Raw genomic sequence first — 18,909 nt, forward strand, 5'->3', positions numbered from 1 at the left:
ACTATTTACAATAAATTCTGAACGAGGGTAAAAAATAAGAAAAATTACTCTTGTTTGAATATTGAGGGTAAAAATCACCCATGTCGATTTTCCAAAATGCATCGTTTGTTTGAACTTTAGTGGTTCGGCTCTATGATTCCGTTGCGGACGGTTCCGTGGGAATTGTCCGCGAGTAGAATCAGCCGTTTAAAAGTAACGGATTATAACATCGTTATGCCATGTTAATATTTTACTTATTATGCGCTATGATTTAGAATAGGTGGTACTGTAGAATTATAGTTGGTAAAATCCAGATTACTCAGGCAATCTGTTCTTTATTGTCCCTATTTGGCCCATATGATTGGCCGAATGTTCCATAACATGATACCAGACCCAATGGAAATTAATACCCTCTTCGATCTGCGATGCAAACCACTCATCATCTTTTGTTTTGAGTCCGGCAAGGGTTTTTTGGCGGACTTTTTCCCATAAATCCAAATAGTGCTGAATCGGTTTTCCCTTAATTATTTTTTTCGATTCATCGTTAAGTCCGCCAGCCACGCCCAAGCGCTTTTGTTCATCTTCGGTCAATTGTCTTCCCTCTAAAGTTTCTATCTGGTAATAGGCTTCCGTCGACACCAAATGCATAACCAATGCCCCAATGCTATTCGCATCTTCATCATATAAAAAATCAGTTTGTGATTGGTCCAGATCTTTTACTTGTTCGGTAATTCTATCCTTTAAATCCTCCAACATATAGACCATCAGGCCTATTTGCAGAGAATACCCCTCAACTGGTTTCATCTCGTGTTGAGCATTCATTAATGAAAGCGAGAAACATACGATTAATAACGTTGCATTTTTCTTTAGAGACTTCATAGTATCATGTTTAAATTAGTGATGTTCAATTTGATGATGGTCTTCCAAACGAAATAGAATACATTGAATTTAGCATGACCCGTTATACAATGAAAAATATAGGTTCATCCTGAATATTTCATTATCTAGAGGAATGTCCATTATTCACCTTCACCGGCAAAATGAAATTCTTCTTGGATTGTTGATTTAACTCTTATGCCGTTTTCTTTAGCTGGTTTCCAGCTAGGCATATTTTGGATGGTTTCAATTAACAGACCGCTTAAAAAGTCGTTTGTTCTTGAATCTCCACCCTGTCTAGATTTGCGGCTATCTTCATTGACTTTGATTACTTTTCCTTCTTCATCAATAGTGATATCCAAGAAGAGATGAAGATCATAACTTTTATCTATATTATCGAATTTATCTCCTATTCTTGCCTGCAACACGGAGTCTATATAATATCCCAGATCGTTCTGTGTAAATTCAGGTTTCGACATTTGATTTACAACATTACTTCGGGTCTTCGGTAGCAAACTGGCTTTTGACATAATTGTACTTCCAAAAAGTAGAGTGAAAGCAAATAGTAAAGTAAGGTCAGACCAGCGTTTTTTTCTTTCTCGATCTTTATTCAGCCTTTTAATTCTAAGGTAAGAGTTGGATTTATTAAACATTGGATAAAAATCCATTTTACGCGAATTAAAGGTCAAACTCAATAAGTGCTCACAATATTGATCTTTAGGAATTGATTTGACGATGTATTTATCGGTGTCATACTCTAAATTTTGAGACTGTCTCGATCGAAGTAAATGAACGAACGGATTGAACCAAAATAGAATACTTAAAAAACGCCACAGAATCATATCAATGGTGTGCATTTGACGCGCATGGTAACTTTCATGTCGATATACCGAATTATAAAGAGTCTTTGGGAGATCGGCAGGAATTAAAATGTATTTGAAGAAGGTGCAAGGTTGAAAATTAGATGCCTTTACCAATCTTTCAAATTTATGTTTTCCAGTAGAGGACTTACGTATTAGTTTGACCACCTTGACAATTCCGAACATCATTTTTATCAATCCGAAGACAACGCCAAGAAAATAAATGAGTACCACTATAGTTTCAAACCGATTTTCGATATTTCCATCGACGCTTGTCGAGCCAATAAATTTTTCCAAATTCAAGGTGGTCAAATCTCCAACGAAGTTCAATTCGTTAGGGAAATAAAACCCCTGAAAAGCCAATACATGAAGAACAAGAAAAAAATAGAAAAATAATCTATTACCCTTTGTAGATACATGATTTTTTATCAAAAGTTCATGAAGCAGAACACCGAGACCAGTGATGCCTACCACAACAATAATTGAATAGATATCAGGTATCATTTTTCTTTTGGTTTTTTAATTCCGACAAAATTTCATCAAGTTCTGAGATGGATATGTTATTTGAGCTTGACATGAAACTCACGATTTGTCTAAAATCACCTCCGAAATAGGTATTCATAATATGGGAAAGTACTCCCTTGGTATAGTCCTCCCGTTTTATCAATGGGAAATACCGGTGACTTTTCCCAAAACTATCATAAGAGACATATCCTTTTCGTTCCAGGATTCTCATAATGGTTGATACGGTCGAGTATGCTGGTTTTTTGCCCGGAATTTCTTCTATGACTTCTTTTATAAAAGCTTTTTCTTTTTCCCAGAGAATTTTGAGAACGGACTCTTCAGCATTGGTTAGTTTAATATCATTCACATGATAAATATAACTAAATATTTAGTTATGACAACTAAAATATTAAATTTAACTTAATTAACCCCGAACAATACAATATTGTGAGAAGTATAATCGAAAAAACAGATAATCCCTTAAACTGTTCATTTCAATCTCATATTCTCTCACTTCCCTTTCCTTAAGAGGTATTTGAGACCAGATACTTTTTATCGAATCTTCCAATAATTTAATGAGTTCGAATGACTCATAAAAATTAAATTCATATGCATAATTAATTTCAGTTCTATCCATTTAAAGAATCTTTTTTTGAAATTTATGCTTCGGGATTAAACCACCATTTTTAGCAATCCTTTAAATGAACTTTTGTTACCCTTCCTGGTCCCTAATATATTTTCTTTCATCCATGTTAAAGCAGAGCAATGTCAGCCCCAAAGCAAATACTAGATGAGCAATAATAATATATATCCTATCTCTCCATAGAAATGAGGACATTCCAATCATTATGGAGCCTACTATGACCAACAATGAACTGATTGGGCGCTTTTTGATAAATGTGAACGCATGAATTGCAAGACCAATGAATAAAAGGGAGGGTCCAATGACCATAAATGGGAGCCAAATAGATGGTTCATTTTCTAGCTGGCGAATCAATTTTACCAATCCATCGTAATCATTTCTAAAGCTCCAAAAAACAAAATCAATTGAGGACATTGCGACATGAGCAATTATTCCCATTACGGTCAAAACCGATGCAATTGAGTTTAAGATGCTTTTAGGGAAAATATAGTTGAAGGAAACCAGCGAAATTGAGCCAATGAGTAAAAGCCAATGGGCAAAATCAATAGGTCTTTGTGTCTGTATAAACTCATCACCCCCCAAATACATTATTTGATTGATAATCAGAAAAACTAGACCAGTTACAGATAGGATTTTTAACTTGGTCATCTAGCGTTTATTTATTGAGCACATCCTTTTTTTGAACTTTTGTAACGACGGTTATGTATATCTAAAGTAGCAGATTTCCGAACTCGAACTTTTCAGGACACAGGCGACTTTTATCTTATTCTTGATCTTTTGTGAGATTAGAAACCTCTATTCAATATATTCGTCGTTACGCCCTATCACTTTTGGTCTGATTCGAGACATATAACCACCATAAAATTCTTTGAGAGCCACAACGTTGTAGGCACTATCCCTTTCAAAACGTAACCGGTCATAAGGCCATTTCTCTATCCAAAAGACACCGTTCCCAAGATTGTACATTCTTTCTCCTTTTTTGGGATTTTTATCAAAAGTATAATAAAGGCCTTTGCTCTCTTTATCCTGAACGATGTATGCCGTTCTATCTGCACTATCTCCAGGAGTAAGATATCCGCCAACAAAATCAGTGAGATTACCTTCAATAACTTCATTTTTCGCATAATCTGGTTTCTTTTTTTCAAGTGCGATTAAAGCCACCTCGGAAAACATTTGTCTGGCATTCGCAGGAGTCCTATTAGTATTTACCATGGTGACAATCGTAGTAGATATTCTCGGAAAATGAAACATCATACTATACGTGGTGGCATCACCACCTGAATGTCCAAACATTGGTTCTCCTTCAAAATCTCCATTTTTAACCCCAAATCCATATTCTGAGTAGTACCCGGAACTCAGGTAGGTCATGGAGCTCATCAACTTGAAGGAGTTTTGAGAAATGATGGACCCGTTCATCCATTGATTTGGAAACCGGGCCAATTGTAATGCTGTATTTGTCATTCCTCCATCACCTTTAATCCAAGGCCAGTGTTTCCTTCTTGAGATTTTTCCATCATTTAGTTGGAAGTGTCTGCTCATTAAGGGGCTTTTCATTCGCTTTGAAATCAATTGAATGTCAAAACCTGTAGGTTTATTGATAATCCTATCAATATTGCTCTGAAATGACTTTTTTGTCGCTCTTTCTACAATCATGGCCATTAGAACAAATCCAGAATTAACGTACTTGTAATGAGAGCCTGGTTCAAATTCTAACTCGTTGCCGCTGAAAAACTCATAATAGTCATCTTTTGTTGGACTTTTGCCGGTAGCTACGTAAACACTATCTATTGTGGAGGCATATTCTTTTAAACCGGAAGTCATAGAAATCAAATGACGAAGCTTAATCTTTTCTCCTTGCGCTTGATTTGGATAATCCGGTAATAAAAAGGATAAGGAGTCATCAAGATCTAGAGTCCCTTCTTCAACCAACTTCATAACAATTGTTGATCCGACCAACTTGGAAATAGATGCCATTAAGAAGTAATGATTGTTGGTTGCCGGAATTTGTTGCAATGAATCAACATAACCAAAACTGTTATTATACAAGACGCTATCCTTTTTGACTATTGCAATAGAAAAGCCCATAACCTTGCCATCATCGACGAACTTTGCACCAATGGAATCGATTCTATATTCCAGGTCAGGATTTTGTGCAGAAATAGTTTGTTTTCTTTCCTTACACGCTGTCAGTAAAAGAATGGAAAGTAATATATAGGTGCTATCTATCTTGATTGGATTCATCTTACCATTAAAAAGGACATATCACCGGAAATATAGATGTTATGGATTGTTTATCCTCTGTACGTGAACTAAGGTAAGATAAATTTGAAGTGCAATCCATGGGTGAATGAAAATCCTTTATTTGAACTTTAAAGAGTAGACATCAATCTCGACTTCGTGTAATATCAAAACTGGCGACAAAAGGAAGATGATCGGAAACCTCTTTTCGATATTTTGCCTGCCCCATTCCCATGGTCCAGTGCATGGGAAACAAACGCAAACTACCCTTGATGTATTCCGTGCTATATCTCTTGCTTATGGCAAAACCGTCTAGCAAGTTTTCGCGACCGGATGGCAGTATATGGGAAAAACGCTCTTGAAGATCCCATGAGGAAACGAAATCCATCTGGTCATCCCCACCCAAAAGATTGAAATTGCTGATGTCCTGCCCGGGTATCATATTAAAATCCCCCATCAAGAGGACATCGGGGTTACGGTCATTAGGTCCTCGGAGATTTTTGATATAATCACCAATGACCTTGCACTGTTGGTCCCTAACCCTTTGGTTGACCAAGTCCCGGCCGGACTTTAGATGGACCCCTACCAATTTAAAGGAGAACTTGCCTATTTCAACGTCACAGAGAAAGGCCTTGCGATAGCCAGGATTTCCCAGATCGGAACCAATCATCAATTCGGTGTTGTCGACCTCAACACCTTGTTTGAACAAGATCCCAATGTGCATTGCACCATGGTTGGAATTGTTGCCCGTTGGGCTTTGCTCCTCAAACTTATATTCATATTCGACTTCGTTGTTGGAGAGAAGGTCCGCTAGGTTCCTGACGTGGTCCTCATTTTTGATTTCGACCAGCGTAACCAGCTCTGCATCGAGCAATCGAAGCCCTCTGGCCTGTTCTTTAATACGTTCGGCAGTTAGGCGCTCAAAGGTCGCCAAGTTCCATGCGGCTATGGATGCTGTGGTTTTTGCAAAGGTGGATGTCGCCATTGTTATTTGGTATTATTGTTGTTATTAAAGAGCCTTAATTATCGAAACCTGTCGAATCCTATCTAGTAATATCTATTGTGGCCATTGAAAATTCATACCAATAGAAGAATTAAGAATAATATGACGAGAAGGGGAGCAACCGAAAATTAAGGAATTGATTTAAAATATTGTTGTATGAAAACCTCAATAATTTTAAGGTTCTTGTGTAATCGTTTTATTGAACTTTCAACTTAATGGCGACCGAATCATAATATTCCTGTGTGAGTACTTCTGTCCAAGTGGTCGGTTGCTCACCACCATATAAGGCCAAATAGGTCACATCCGTTTCTTTGGTCGAGGAATGCCAATGCTCTATACCCCTTTCACATTTAATAATATCGCCTTTTTTTAAGATGACCGGCCCTTTTCCCCTTTCTTGGTAATAACCCCGGCCCTCTACAATTATTAACACCTGTGGCGAACTGTGTTTGTGCCAATCCAATGTAGAATTTGCTTTAAAGGTTGCTTTGGTTATGTTGTATCCCAAATCGGCATCATCATGAACAATTGCATTCAACCATGCTTCACCCATATAGTGGGTGTTTGGTGCTTTTCTCCCTTCACTGAGATACGAAGAAATACTATATGCAGTATCTTGAGCCAAAATGAATAACGGTGCAAAAACCATGACTATCAAAAATAACTCTCTAATTTTCATCTCTTTCGATTTTTTAATTGTTTTGACTATTCGGTTATGTATTAGCGAATCGTTTATTTGAACTTTTTAAGCATTCGGCTATATTAAGTTTGCTAAAGGTCATGCACTGCAGGCGTCATTGGCAACTATTCTTATCAAGAATAGTTGAAGAACAGTTCAATAAAAACACCAAGGACAAGACTTAATATGGCAACAAAACGAGATAAGCGTTTTAATTCAAATGGGTTTGCAAATGCTAGCCAGATACAGAACAGGCCACAAATCGATAAAATTATTGTTCCGTACAAAGGTACGATGCTGTCGAAAAGACCTAATTGGTCAAAGAGAGGGTCTAGCAAGGCTGTAAATCCAAAAAGAGCTAAAGCGAAATTTGTTTTATTATGCCCTATTAAAAAGTAGTAACCTGCTATTAAAAGCTCAACACTTATGGCCAAAGGACCGAATTGATTGTAATATTCCCTTTTAAAATAGACCTCAAGTCCTTGAGGAAATTCAATCCTTAATATAAAGGCAACACTTAAAACAACGCCAATAAGTAAAAGCAATAACGAAACAAGTTTTCTTTTTTTCATAAGGTCTTTCCAAATGTCTGCCAACAGTTGTGTGTCAATAATACAATCTATATGCCTTTTACGAGTGGAACTAAATTAAGATAATTTTTTGGGGTATGTTGGTGGTGCCTGGCAATCCTTTATTTGAACTCTGAATTTAAAAGCAACCATTACTAAATTAGTCATCTTATTTAAACCATGATGAAATATTGTTCGCTTCTACTCACCGTTTTGGTACTTTTTTCCTGTTCTGATGATGAACCGACTGCCGGTTGTTTTCAAGATGAAGGAAGGAGAATAGTGACCATTGTAAATAATATCAACGGCACTGTTATTTTCAATGGAGATTGCGGATATCTTATTGATCCGGACGAACTACTTGATAGAAACCCAACAAGTGTACTGTTTCCATGCAACCTTGAGATTGAATTTGAAATTGACGGCTTGAAAGTAAACTTCAGCGGCTTTGTCTATGAGTCATTCGAGTTTGAGGATATATGCGCAGATTTTTTTGAGATTACAGATATAGAAATCGTACCAGATAATCAATAGGCCGTATAACTTATTTTGGCAATCCTTTTTTTGAACTTTGGTGAATTTGGTCCGTCCTTTTTATAGGACTGAAAGTGATATAACGGCTTTATTTCCAACTTTGTAATTCAATCAAATTCCCTTCCGGGTCTCTGGCATATACAAAGGCAATTTCTCCGACCCCATCAACTTTTCTCCTCGTAATCTCCCCGGAAGTCCTTCCACCATTTCTTTCCAAAACCTCAATAACCAATTCCACACTCTCAACCTCAAAAGCAATATGACCAAAACCCCTTTTGTTTGGCGATACCGGATTCTGATTTTCGATATTTTCATACTGGTAAATTTCAAGAGTGGGACCTTTTTCACCATAGCCCGGAAGCAATAGGTGGGCTCCTTCCAATTTTGCATTTTTTAAGCCAGTTCCCTTTTCGAGCCAGGCTCCTGATTGGTTTCTAATTGGAGGCACAATTTTGCAGTTGAATGTTTTTACATAAAAATCCACTAGCAATTTCCAATCAATACTTACGATATTTGTATGGGCGAACCTCATTTATATGAAATAGTCTTGTCGGTTATTTGAACTTTCCAAGTCCAGGTTTTTGAATTTCTGGTACTGTTAAAAGGCTAGGTTCCAAAATAGCTGCAATCTCATTCTAGAAATAATTGAAGAAATCTCAAGTCCAGCCACTTATCGAACTTGTGTCCTATCTCCTTAAAGGTACCTACTTCTTCAAAACCGAACTTTTTATGAAATTTGAGGCTTTCATCACTGGAACCGTCCACGCCCGCTATCATGGTATGATAACCATTTTGTTTTGCAATGTCGATTAATCTGGACATCAACAACTTTCCCATACCCCTATGTCTGTAATCCTTATGGACGTAAATAGAGTGTTCCACGCTAAATCGATAGGCATCCCATGGTCTGAAAATACCAAATGTACCGTAACCGACCACCTTGGAGCTTAATTCGGCAACGAGAACCGGCATTCCATCCTCCGTTTTTCTTTTGAACCATTTTTTTTGCTGTTCAAGGGACAGTTTCTCATAATGGTATAGCACAGTTGTATGGAGAATTTCGTGATTGACGATTTCCAGAATTCCCTCCATGTCTTCCATAGTAGCTTGCCTGATATGTACTCTCATTTGATATGGCTTATAAAAACAAATGACCCTGAATCAATTATTGAAATTGTTATTTGAGCTTTCGCTTAAAAAAATCTCTATTCACATTCGCCCATAGTGTAATCGTCTATACTTTGGCATTTGGCAGTCGAAGGGTTCGGATAAGTGACCCCATTACATCCGCAAACGGGATTGAGCTCAAAGGTGACAGCACAATTTTCTTTCCTTTCTTCTTCACAATCTTCCTTACCACAAGAAACAATCAAAATAAAGACCAAAAAAATAAAGATAAAAGTAGCTTTCCCAAATCTCACGGAGTCAATTTTTAATTTCTCAAACATCGATTATTTAAACTTTTATGAAGCCCAAGTCTTGTAATTCAGTTTCGTCGGACTTAGGCACAGTTACAATAATTCTCTGACCTGTTCCACATCCACATGACTCACACAATGCATCCAATGCGGACTTGTTATCGAACATTATTCGTAAAGCTTCAATGTCGTTATCCTCCAAATATTGCTCCAAAGCTTGGATTGTGATTGGATTGGCATCACGCTCTCCTGTACCCCAGGGATCTGAACATTTAGTTTGCTCCCAATAAAACTTTTCCGCTTCATCATCTTTATTACAGCAAACAAGGGCTGTTGGCAAAATTAACGGAAGGAGAAAAAACATAATAATATTCTTTCTAAAAAGGGTGTTCAACATCATTCTACTGAACTTTTATCGATGATATACGCTTTCGTGACCAACTTAAAACATTAAATGTAAAAATTCTCCGGTACTTACAGGGCAAAACCAAACCATTACGACGGATTAATTAGCAACTCGGATTTAATCCGGGGTAGGCTGTGTACTATGGCCTTGGTGGAACCAAAATTTTAATGCCTAAATATTCACGTCCAGGCTTAAATTCGTTACAATCCGTCGGTTGGCAAACCAGGTTTCTTTTTGTATATGAAGGTGATCCTCCAGACAAATCGGTGTATGAATCATCATCATAATCAACAATGAACAAATCGAAATAATCGATTTCTTTGTTGTCCTCAAAAAATACACTGAACTTCCCCCCATCATCCTCGGTAAGATATAGAGTACGTTCCTGCAAAGTATTATTTTCAGTACCTCTGGTCCGTTGCATTGCTGAAATAACTAAACGCGGAAAAAGGACAGGTTCCAACGTGTCCTCATATAAAATGGTCCCCTCGATTACCGTGGGAAGGATCTCCCCGTCATCATCACTGTAAAGAAAACAGCCCGACAAACCTAAAGCAAGAATTAGCACAAAATATTTTTTCATCACAATACCTTCTTCAATTCATAGCAATTTTTTAGAATTTAATTTACCATTTATTTCAATGGCCGGCATATAAATTCCCTATTCGGATATGTCCAAGATTGATCAAGGGGATGAAGACTTAATCTTTTTTGGTAGCCTTCCACAAAAATATTAATCCACCAATTACTATTGAAGTCGGCTTCAACTAAAAATAAGGAAATCAATGCCATATGCTAAACCCAAACCCAGCAATGTCAATAATTCAAATGTAAGCACGGTGGCTAAAATGTCATATAATTTTTTAAAAAGGTCGCACATCCTTAATTTGGACTGTGGTACCTTGGTTCAGTTCTTTTTATTTCGTTTTTAAAGCCTGCTGCTTCCGAAGTAAATTTTGAAACATTTTGACGGTTCTTTCTTGATATGCCTCGGGAATCAGTCCGCCTAAAATCCATAGGTCTAATATTAATTTCCTATTTTGGAGTTTAAATTCTTTCTTTAGACAGGTCAAGGCTTCCTCCTTGGTACTATGGTCCATCTGCCTGAACAGTCTTCTTATATTTTCAGTCATGGTCGGTTTTGGTAAGTGCTAAATATATTTCAAATTCCGTACAGCAAAAAGTTAAATCTATGTAAGGTTCTTTATGAACCTATTAGAATAGATAGATTATTTCAAAGTGGTTCGAGTTAGTTGGTAAGCAAAAAGGATTGAAGATGCACAAAGTGGTAATGATGTTTCTTGTGATGTAGTGGTTGATGAAGAAAGTTTCGTTTTTTTTGACAAATGGGGCAATAGTTTAATCGTTTGAGACAAGAAATCAACAGTCATAAATGGATATTTGAATCCATAAGTAGGTTAAGTAAATACCTCTACTTCTTGAGGTCAATTTACCATAAGGAAAAGGGAACGTGGGGACGTTCCCTTTTTGGTTCATTTTCAAATATTAAGTTCAGAGGTTTCATCAAAGGTTGGTCACAATTTTATGAAATAGGTCAAAGCCTTTTTCATATGAGTAAAGCTTTTTGGCGATCCGTCTTTACCTTTGAGGAAATCAGGTTTGGGATTCATTGCATTTGGTATTAATTCAATAGTGTATACAGCAATCAAAATGTTGTTTAGCAGTCCGGATAGGATTGGAATATAGTCCAGCCAAACGTAAAAAAGCAAATAAACACAAGAACTAAAAAATCAGGAAAATGCCTATTCTAGGAAGTCTTATCAAAGGAGTTATTGATGTAACAGATAAATTAAGCCAAGAGCTAAATCCAGTGGAGGAGCAGAACGAGGTACTCAAAAATTTACTCGAAACTGCTTCCGAAACTGATTTTGGAAGGCATTATAAATTTCAAGATATTTTAGATCAAGAAAACGTGGCCAAGACCTTTGCATCCAAAGTGCCTTATTTTGATTATGAAAAAATCAATATGGAATGGTGGGCGAAGCTTCATGAAAACCAAACTGATGTGACATGGCCCGGGAATCCCGATTATTTTGCCCTTAGCTCGGGTACTACAGGAAAGACCAGCAAGCGGATCCCGGTGACGGAAGACATGATCGACTCCATAAAAAAAGCAGGGATCAAGCAGGTTTTGGCCCTAAGTAATTTTGACCTCCCACCGAATTTTTTTGAAAAGGGAATACTCATGTTGGGAAGCTCAACGGACCTAATCGAAAAAAAGAATCATGCCGAGGGGGAAATCAGTGGTATCAGTGCCAGTAATATTCCTTCCTGGTTTCAGGGTTATTACAAACCGGGAAAGGAAATTGCAAAAATAGACGATTGGGATCGTCGCGTAAAGAGAATTGTGGAAGAAGCGCCGAATTGGGATATTGGGGCCTTAAGCGGAATTCCTTCTTGGCTGGAATTGATGCTCAAGGAAGTAATCAATGCCCATGGACTGGAAAACATTCATGAAATTTGGCCCAATTTACAGGTGTACACCTCGGGAGGTGTCGCTTTTGGACCCTATGAAAAGAGCTTCAATGCGCTCATGGGCAAACCTATTACGATTATAGACACTTATTTGGCTTCAGAAGGGTTTATTGCCTTTCAAAGTCGACCGGAGACCGATGCAATGCAGTTGATAACGGACAATGGTATTTATTTTGAATTTGTACCCTTTGAACCGAATTACATTAATCCCGATGGTTCCCTGTCTGATGACGCACCTTCCAAAACTTTGGCAGAAGTAGAACTGGGACAGGACTATGTGCTTATCATGAGCACGGTTTCCGGGGCATGGAGATATATGATCGGAGATACGATTGAATTTACCGATATCGAACGGGCTGAAATCAAAATTACGGGTAGAACCAAATTCTTTCTAAATACGGTAGGCTCACAACTCTCCGTAAACAAGCTGAACGATGCCGTTAACTTTTTGGAAAAAGAATTCGATATACAAATTCCCGAATACACCCTTTGTGCCAAAAAATATAAAGATGGCTTTTATCATACTTGGTATTTGGGAACAAATAATGATGTATCGGAAAAGAGGCTCTCCAAATCCTTGGACAGCTTTTTGAAGCAGGCGAACAAGAACTACAAAGTGGCCCGCACCAAGGCCCTGAGAGGAGTAAAAGTTAAGAAAACGGATCCTGAAGTATTTTATGAGTGGAGCGGCGAGAACAAGAAAAAAGGGGGACAGGTGAAAATGGAGCGCGTAATGGGCGAGGAAAAATTCATGGAGTGGGAGGAGTTCGTAACTTCAAAAAGCTGATTGCCTAAGGTATTTCCGTCTCCATATTCGAATCCCTATCCTGTACCAGAACCATGATTTCCTCCGGGGATAGGTACAGTTCCCTGATTCTACTTTTGTATTTTTCCGAAATATCCGATCTGTTGAGAATGAAATCCTTCGTTTCCAAAATATATTCTTCCATGCCATGAGCCACAGCAAAGGTATCCGCTGTACGTTCGGCCTTTTTTATAAAACTCTTGGAGAATAAATAACCTATCCCAAAACCTAGAAGATCAATACTACTACGATTCTTGTAATCCATGATATGTCCCAATTCATGCCCTAACCACCCTATTAAAATATTGCTGGGCATATCTTTTGTATAATAAGTAGTATCCGCTATTTTCACCTTTTCACTGATAAGTATCAAATATTTTCTTTTATCCCTGGGTTTAAAAAGGCTGCCAAATACAGGTTGTGCTTGCATGGTGGACTTATGAATGTTTTTTTTGAATTTGAAGTTTATCGGGATATCTCTTAATTCCGGATAATGCGACAGGGCGATTTTTGTTTCTTCTTCTATACTTTTAGGAATGGTATTTTGGGGATAGGAAAGCGAAAGCGACATAATTAATAGTAAGGTTATTTTTTGCATTCAACAAAACATTTTAAAGCAGAGGACTAAAAAACCTGGCGAGACCCTCTTTGAATTTTTGAATTGAGGAGCGATTTTTGAATTCTTCATAAACCAATTGAGTCGCTTCTTTACATTCCTTATCAAATTCATAAGAAATGTTGGTGGTCACCCTTTCGTCATATATGACAGCATTGGACTCAAAATTATGCTCAAAACTCCGGTAATCAAAGTTCCCTGAACCAACGGATGCTATTTTCCCATCTACAATGATCAATTTACTATGGGAAAAGTCACTTCTCAGATATATTTTTATACCTACGGAAAGCAAGTCTTCAAAATTGGCATACATACTGTATTTCGCCAAAAATGAATCGGAAATTTTGGGAAAGAGTAATTGTATGGCAGTACCGCCAAGTGCAGCGATCTTTAGAGCGTTCAACACCACCGGACCAGGAATAAAATAGGGGTTGGCAATGGATATGCTTTCCTTGGCCAAATTAATCATGGCGACATATTGGTGTAAAATGGCCGGTTGATTGGAATCTGGACCACTTGCAATTATCTGGACCATTGAAGTGCCCATTTCGCACAGCGCTGGGAGATACTTGGGCGTTAATAAGGCCTTTTTTCTGCTGGCAAAATGGTAGTCCTTGATAAATATTTTATGGAGGCTACTGACCACTGGCCCTTCCAATCTTAAATGTATATCTTCCCATACGCCGAGCTCCGATACCGATTTAATGTACTTATCGGACACGTTCATACCGCCAATAAAGCCCACTTTTCCATCTACCACTATTATTTTTCGATGATTCCGGTAATTAAGGGTATACATGAAATTGCCTATGCGTAGAGGCATCATGGGATAAGCCTCTACCCCAATTTTGCGAAAGCGTTTTTTCAATTTACCCTTAAAGGACATACTTCCCAAGGAATCGTACATCATTCTTATCTCCACCCTATCTCGGATTTTTTTTTTGAAGATTTCGTAAAACCGATTCTGAAGTTCCCCCTCCTCAAAAATATAATATTGGACGTGTATAAACTTCGTGGCTTGTTCCAAAGCTTCAAAAATCCGTTCAAATGCTTCACGGCCCGCATGCAGTACCTCTACCTTGTTTCCGACATAGGGAAAGGAGCCTGAACTGTTCTTGAGCATTTTGGCCAATCTTCCATGAGTTTCCAGTGTATCCTGGTTTTCATGAATTCGGGATGCCTTATACATTTCATCATATAATTTTCGCTTTAGGTTACTCTTTAATTTGTAAAATTTGAACTTCCTTCGATTTACACCGAATAAATAATACAATAGAGGCCCTAGAAAGGGAAATAATAGCACCGTCAATGCCCAACTAACGGAGCGGCTAGGTCTTGAACCATGGAAGATGATACTCACCAAGGCCCATACCGTTATGGCCAAATAGAAGAATAGGAACATGGTACGCATTTATATAGCGACTTTGTTTCTAAGATACTGTTTTACGTTTTAGGAGCAAACCCTTCTTGCGATTGTGTTAGTATCTGTGCTATAAGAGCAAAGAAAGACATTTTCGTTACGTTATTTTTATCTGGACTTACAAAAACAAAAGATGGGAACTATTGCTAAGGACAAAAGGGAAATTAAATTATACTATCATTCAGGGACGAGCCTGGGAAAACAAACGTATGCCTATGTGGAATCTTCCGAAAAGGAAATACTGGCTATCGACCTTGCCAACACCCAAATAACTGGCACACAATGGGCCGAGCTTGCTTCTGGGCTCAATAAAAAGATTTCAGATTTGGTAAATACGGAACACCCTCATTTTGTGGAGGTGTACGGTCCGCAAAATCCAAATCTGGATGAACACGATTGGTTACGGGTCTTGGAGAAACATCCCGAGACCCTTGCCCATCCAATTGTGATTGTTAGCTCGGACTTTTATGCCCTAAATACACCTTCCGAATTTTTGGAACACATGGAGGCGGACAGTATAGGCAAATCAAAACCGTATAATGTATAAAAATAGTAGAGACGACAAGGTTTGGTAAAAATCAGCAGATATAGTAAAAGAGCCATAACGGGAGGGGTAATATCCCTCTTTGTTATGTTGTTGGGTACGTTTCTTCTAGGGGAACTAAGCGGATATGAGGCCAAAGTGCTTATCAAAAACTCCATTGCCGGTATCAATACGTTGTGCAACACCATTGCCCTGGCCTCCGCTACAATATTGGCTCTTTTATTGACAGCGCTGGGTATAAGCTCTGGAGCCCAATCAAAGTTGAAAAAAGACCACTACAAACATATTTTACAGATAGCAAAAGTTGATACCGCAATTTTTATAGCTGCTATTATTTCTTTCCTTCTCTTTAACTTACCAGTGACGGAATCCGAGAACGTGCCCAATGATTGGTTCAGTATCGTCTATTATGTTTCTCTTGGTATCTCCAGTGTGCTCAGTGCAGCCCTTATAATTGTGGTAATCATGTTATATAACACTGTGGTCAATATTATCAAAATTGTAGGGCTGGGCGTAACCGATCATCCACTGACGGAAAATGACAACGAATAAATGACCTTAGACCACTAATGACTATCCGGAAGAAAACAATTATTGGAATCTTGGGGTCATTCCTGATTTTGATCATTGTATCAACATGTATTCTACAATGGAGGGCACAGCATATGGTAGCAGACTTTCTTTTCCGAAAGATACCAAATCACATTACCCTTTCCTATTCCGACATAGAAACCAATGTTTTATTGGGTAATGTTGTTCTTCAGGATATCACTTTGAAAATATCCAATCGAGACACGGTTTTGGATCATACGTTCTTTGAGGCCAAAAGCCTTAAAATAAACAGAATTGACTATGGGAAGCTGTTTTTCAACAAAACTATAGATCTCGAATCCCTTACGCTCGGAGAACCTGTTTTAAAATATTGTCCCTATAACTATCATCCAAAAGCAGAATATGCGGAAAAAGGAATGGTAGATCTTTTAAAAACCATTTCTATAAAAAAAAATCCGTGTAGACCAAGGAAGTTTTTATCTGCTCAAAAAGGGAAGGGATAGTATAAAAATGGCTGTAGAATCGTATAATTTTCTGCTTTCGGAAGGGAAAACCGGTCCCAAGCTTATCACCAAAAAAATGCCCTTTTCCTACGAAGATTATAGTCTGGAAGTACAAGGGGTATTTGTAAATCTTGGAACTTACGAGACATTACAAGCTTCCGATATCTTAATTTCTCCAAAACACTCCCTGATGAACAATGTTGTGTTTGCCTCAAAATATGATCGGGAAGAGCTCAGCACACATTTAAAGGTTGAGCGGGACTTTGTTGATTTTAGAATTCCAAAATTGGAGATAAAAAATCTGGATTTTGGGTTTAAATCCAATACATTCATGGTCGCGGTTTTCGAAATCGGAATAAATAAACCTTCGTTGGAAATGTATAGGGATAAACGGCTTCCGGATGATTCGCGAATAAAGCCACTTTATAGTGAATTATTAAGGAAACTGCCCATAGATATTGATATTACCAGCCTATCCATTAGTGATGGATATATTGCTTACGAGGAAAAAATCGAGGATACAAAACAAGCTGGGAAATTGTATTTTGAACACCTCAATGCCCAAATTAGCAATATCAATAACACGCTTGCTAATGAAGAAAAAACAAGGATAGAAACGACTGCCGAAATTCTGGGTGAGGGACAATTGGATTTGGAATGGGAATTTCAGGTAACCGACACCAGTGATGCCTTTGGGGTATCCGGTTCGTTGAAGAATTTAGAGAGTGAAAAGCTTAACACTTTTCTTAAACCAAATCTTCGGACCAGGGCAAAAGGGACTATTGATGTTATGTATTTTAATTTATGGGGCAATCACAGGGCTTCCCGAGGGGATATGAAGATGAAATACCACGATTTTGAATTCGAGGTCTTGGATAAGGACAGGCTTAAAATCAACAAAGTATTCACTTTTATCGGAAACTTATTGGTCAACGATGGTTCAAAAACGGATAAAGATGGTTTTCGTTTTGGTGCAATAGAAACGGAAAGGGATGTTACAAAGTCATTTTTCAATTATCTATGGCAAAATATCAAAAGTGGCATCTTGGATACAATGACGGGAACTGGGAAAAAAGACGCTTAACACCTATTTAAAAAGAGGCAGAGATTCATGGAAAATAAGAAACGTAAGATCTACAAAAAGAAAAGATACACTTTGCCCATTATCATTATACTACTTTTGGTTGCAACCAGATTGTCGTTGCCTTACATTCTAGAACGATATGTAAACAAAGTCTTGGCGGATATTCCCGGGTACTATGGCCAGGTTTCCGATATAACTATTTCTTTGTTCAGGGGCGCCTATGTAATTGACAATCTGTATTTGAATATGGTGGATGCCGGTTCCGAAGTGCCATTTCTGGATTTTGCAAAAACCGATATCTCTTTGGAATGGAAATCACTTCTTAAAGGAAAAATTGTGAGTGAGATTATCCTGACCAGACCACAAATCATCTACATCTTCGAAGATCAGCAAAAAAGCGAAAGCCCCGAACCGGAGCTTGAAGACTGGACCCAGGCCCTAACTGATTTGGTACCGATAGACATTAACCACTTAAAGGTCATCGATGGCAAAGCGGCATTTGTGCAGTTGACGGCGGAGCCAAACATTGATCTAAACCTGAACCAAATTGAACTGAACGCTACAAATCTGAGAAATGTGGTAAGACGACAGCAGAACCTACCTTCCGAGATTCATGCCACTGCATTATCCATAGGCAATGGGAGTTTTACGCTGGACGGGAAAATGGATTTGGTCAAACAAATTCCCGATATGGACGTGTCCCTTTCCTTGGAAAATGCTTCGGCCACTGCTCTGAACGACTTTACCAAGCACTACGCCGGTATAGATTTTGTAAAAGGAAACTTTAATCTTTTTAGTGAAGTTGCCATTGCCGATGGATATTTGACAGGTTATGTAAAACCTTTATTAAAGGACTCCCAATTGGTTGGCGGTGAACAAGATGGTTTCCTGAATACGCTTTGGGAAGGATTTGTAGGCTTTTTTAAGTTTTTGCTCAAAAACAAAGGAAACAATACCTTGGCCACCAAGGTACCGATTGAAGGAAATCTGAACAACGTAAAGACCAAGGTGTGGCCCACTATCTGGAATGTCTTTAAGAATGGTTGGATCAAGGCTTACAAGGGTGTTCTTGATGATGAGGTTAACTATGAGGATGCCAAAAAGGGTTTGGAGAATGAAGAGTAGGTAACCAAAAGCAGGTCTATAGGTATTGGTTGGTATTTAAGTTGGATTCTGAAAT

General features: G+C 38.1%; 23 protein-coding genes. 7 read left to right on the forward strand and 16 right to left on the reverse strand.

Annotation, left to right across the window (positions count from 1 at the left end):
• Positions 1-294 precede the first annotated feature (294 nt).
• The 8 genes from D7Z94_RS25180 to D7Z94_RS25220 form a co-directional block, all read right to left on the reverse strand.
• Entirely contained in the window at positions 295-858 is a 564-nt protein-coding gene (locus tag D7Z94_RS25180; protein ID WP_120714439.1) for a DinB family protein, read from the reverse strand.
• A gap of 140 nt (positions 859-998) precedes the next feature.
• A complete protein-coding gene (locus tag D7Z94_RS25185) occupies positions 999-2,219 on the reverse strand; it encodes a M56 family metallopeptidase (RefSeq protein WP_120714440.1) in 1,221 nt (406 codons plus the stop codon).
• Positions 2,209-2,586, reverse strand: a complete 378-nt coding sequence (locus tag D7Z94_RS25190; protein WP_245967306.1) for a BlaI/MecI/CopY family transcriptional regulator — start codon at positions 2,584-2,586, stop codon at positions 2,209-2,211. The genes D7Z94_RS25185 and D7Z94_RS25190 overlap by 11 nt, the downstream gene beginning before the upstream one ends.
• A gap of 345 nt (positions 2,587-2,931) precedes the next feature.
• Positions 2,932-3,510 carry a hypothetical protein gene (locus D7Z94_RS25200; protein WP_147416010.1) on the reverse strand — a complete coding sequence of 193 codons (579 nt, stop codon included), beginning with the start codon at positions 3,508-3,510 and terminating at the stop codon, positions 2,932-2,934.
• Positions 3,511-3,657: 147 nt separating this feature from the next.
• A complete protein-coding gene (locus D7Z94_RS25205; protein ID WP_120714444.1) occupies positions 3,658-5,103 on the reverse strand; it encodes a serine hydrolase domain-containing protein in 1,446 nt (481 codons plus the stop codon).
• Between the two features lie 142 nt (positions 5,104-5,245).
• On the reverse strand, positions 5,246-6,085 hold the full coding sequence (locus D7Z94_RS25210; RefSeq protein ID WP_120714445.1) for an exonuclease/endonuclease/phosphatase family protein: 840 nt from the start codon (positions 6,083-6,085) through the stop codon (positions 5,246-5,248).
• Positions 6,086-6,299: 214 nt separating this feature from the next.
• Positions 6,300-6,782, reverse strand: a complete 483-nt coding sequence (locus D7Z94_RS25215; RefSeq protein WP_211341862.1) for a cupin domain-containing protein — start codon at positions 6,780-6,782, stop codon at positions 6,300-6,302.
• 134 nt (positions 6,783-6,916) lie between these two features.
• A complete protein-coding gene (locus D7Z94_RS25220; RefSeq protein WP_120714446.1) occupies positions 6,917-7,354 on the reverse strand; it encodes a hypothetical protein in 438 nt (145 codons plus the stop codon).
• 177 nt (positions 7,355-7,531) lie between these two features.
• On the opposite strand from D7Z94_RS25220, the gene D7Z94_RS25225 reads away from it, so the two are divergent.
• Positions 7,532-7,885, forward strand: coding sequence for a hypothetical protein (locus tag D7Z94_RS25225; RefSeq protein ID WP_120714447.1), 354 nt, complete (start codon positions 7,532-7,534; stop codon positions 7,883-7,885).
• An 88-nt stretch (positions 7,886-7,973) separates the two neighbouring features.
• Here the strand turns inward: D7Z94_RS25225 and D7Z94_RS25230 are convergent, their stop codons facing one another.
• The 6 genes from D7Z94_RS25230 to D7Z94_RS25255 form a co-directional block, all read right to left on the reverse strand.
• On the reverse strand, positions 7,974-8,417 hold the full coding sequence (locus D7Z94_RS25230; RefSeq protein WP_211341863.1) for a VOC family protein: 444 nt from the start codon (positions 8,415-8,417) through the stop codon (positions 7,974-7,976).
• A gap of 98 nt (positions 8,418-8,515) precedes the next feature.
• Positions 8,516-9,013: a GNAT family N-acetyltransferase gene (locus D7Z94_RS25235; protein ID WP_120714448.1), complete on the reverse strand. Its 498-nt coding sequence runs from the start codon at positions 9,011-9,013 to the stop codon at positions 8,516-8,518.
• 77 nt (positions 9,014-9,090) lie between these two features.
• Positions 9,091-9,306: a hypothetical protein gene (locus D7Z94_RS25240; RefSeq protein ID WP_147416012.1), complete on the reverse strand. Its 216-nt coding sequence runs from the start codon at positions 9,304-9,306 to the stop codon at positions 9,091-9,093.
• Positions 9,307-9,340: 34 nt separating this feature from the next.
• The gene (locus D7Z94_RS25245) at positions 9,341-9,703 is read right to left on the reverse strand and encodes a hypothetical protein (RefSeq protein WP_147416014.1); all 363 of its coding nucleotides are present in this window, start codon (positions 9,701-9,703) and stop codon (positions 9,341-9,343) included.
• Positions 9,704-9,848: 145 nt separating this feature from the next.
• Positions 9,849-10,292 carry a hypothetical protein gene (locus D7Z94_RS25250; protein ID WP_120714451.1) on the reverse strand — a complete coding sequence of 148 codons (444 nt, stop codon included), beginning with the start codon at positions 10,290-10,292 and terminating at the stop codon, positions 9,849-9,851.
• A 334-nt stretch (positions 10,293-10,626) separates the two neighbouring features.
• Positions 10,627-10,842 carry a hypothetical protein gene (locus D7Z94_RS25255; RefSeq protein ID WP_120714452.1) on the reverse strand — a complete coding sequence of 72 codons (216 nt, stop codon included), beginning with the start codon at positions 10,840-10,842 and terminating at the stop codon, positions 10,627-10,629.
• A gap of 626 nt (positions 10,843-11,468) precedes the next feature.
• Here D7Z94_RS25255 and D7Z94_RS25265 point away from each other — a divergent pair.
• Positions 11,469-12,992 carry a GH3 family domain-containing protein gene (locus tag D7Z94_RS25265; RefSeq protein ID WP_120714454.1) on the forward strand — a complete coding sequence of 508 codons (1,524 nt, stop codon included), beginning with the start codon at positions 11,469-11,471 and terminating at the stop codon, positions 12,990-12,992.
• Between the two features lie 4 nt (positions 12,993-12,996).
• Here the strand turns inward: D7Z94_RS25265 and D7Z94_RS25270 are convergent, their stop codons facing one another.
• On the reverse strand, positions 12,997-13,608 hold the full coding sequence (locus D7Z94_RS25270; protein WP_245967307.1) for a hypothetical protein: 612 nt from the start codon (positions 13,606-13,608) through the stop codon (positions 12,997-12,999).
• 13 nt (positions 13,609-13,621) lie between these two features.
• Complete coding sequence (gene cls / locus D7Z94_RS25275) at positions 13,622-15,037, reverse strand: cardiolipin synthase (protein ID WP_120714455.1); 1,416 nt, start codon at positions 15,035-15,037, stop codon at positions 13,622-13,624.
• A gap of 142 nt (positions 15,038-15,179) precedes the next feature.
• Between cls and D7Z94_RS25280 the strand changes: the two genes are divergently transcribed.
• Genes D7Z94_RS25280 through D7Z94_RS25300 form a run of 5 tightly spaced genes read left to right on the forward strand, consistent with a single transcriptional unit; the run spans position 15,180 to position 18,854 of the window.
• Entirely contained in the window at positions 15,180-15,593 is a 414-nt protein-coding gene (locus D7Z94_RS25280; RefSeq protein ID WP_120714456.1) for an arsenate reductase family protein, read from the forward strand.
• Between the two features lie 21 nt (positions 15,594-15,614).
• Positions 15,615-16,142 carry a hypothetical protein gene (locus D7Z94_RS25285; protein ID WP_170158864.1) on the forward strand — a complete coding sequence of 176 codons (528 nt, stop codon included), beginning with the start codon at positions 15,615-15,617 and terminating at the stop codon, positions 16,140-16,142.
• A 17-nt stretch (positions 16,143-16,159) separates the two neighbouring features.
• Positions 16,160-16,645: a hypothetical protein gene (locus tag D7Z94_RS25290; protein WP_147416016.1), complete on the forward strand. Its 486-nt coding sequence runs from the start codon at positions 16,160-16,162 to the stop codon at positions 16,643-16,645.
• A gap of 7 nt (positions 16,646-16,652) precedes the next feature.
• Positions 16,653-17,729 carry a hypothetical protein gene (locus D7Z94_RS25295; protein ID WP_120714459.1) on the forward strand — a complete coding sequence of 359 codons (1,077 nt, stop codon included), beginning with the start codon at positions 16,653-16,655 and terminating at the stop codon, positions 17,727-17,729.
• A 27-nt stretch (positions 17,730-17,756) separates the two neighbouring features.
• Positions 17,757-18,854 (forward strand): DUF748 domain-containing protein, encoded by a 1,098-nt coding sequence (locus D7Z94_RS25300; RefSeq protein WP_120714460.1) that lies wholly within the window; start codon positions 17,757-17,759, stop codon positions 18,852-18,854.
• Positions 18,855-18,909: the final 55 nt, after the last annotated feature.

It is taken from the genome of Ulvibacterium marinum (genome assembly GCF_003626755.1).
Lineage (GTDB): Bacteria > Bacteroidota > Bacteroidia > Flavobacteriales > Flavobacteriaceae > Ulvibacterium > Ulvibacterium marinum.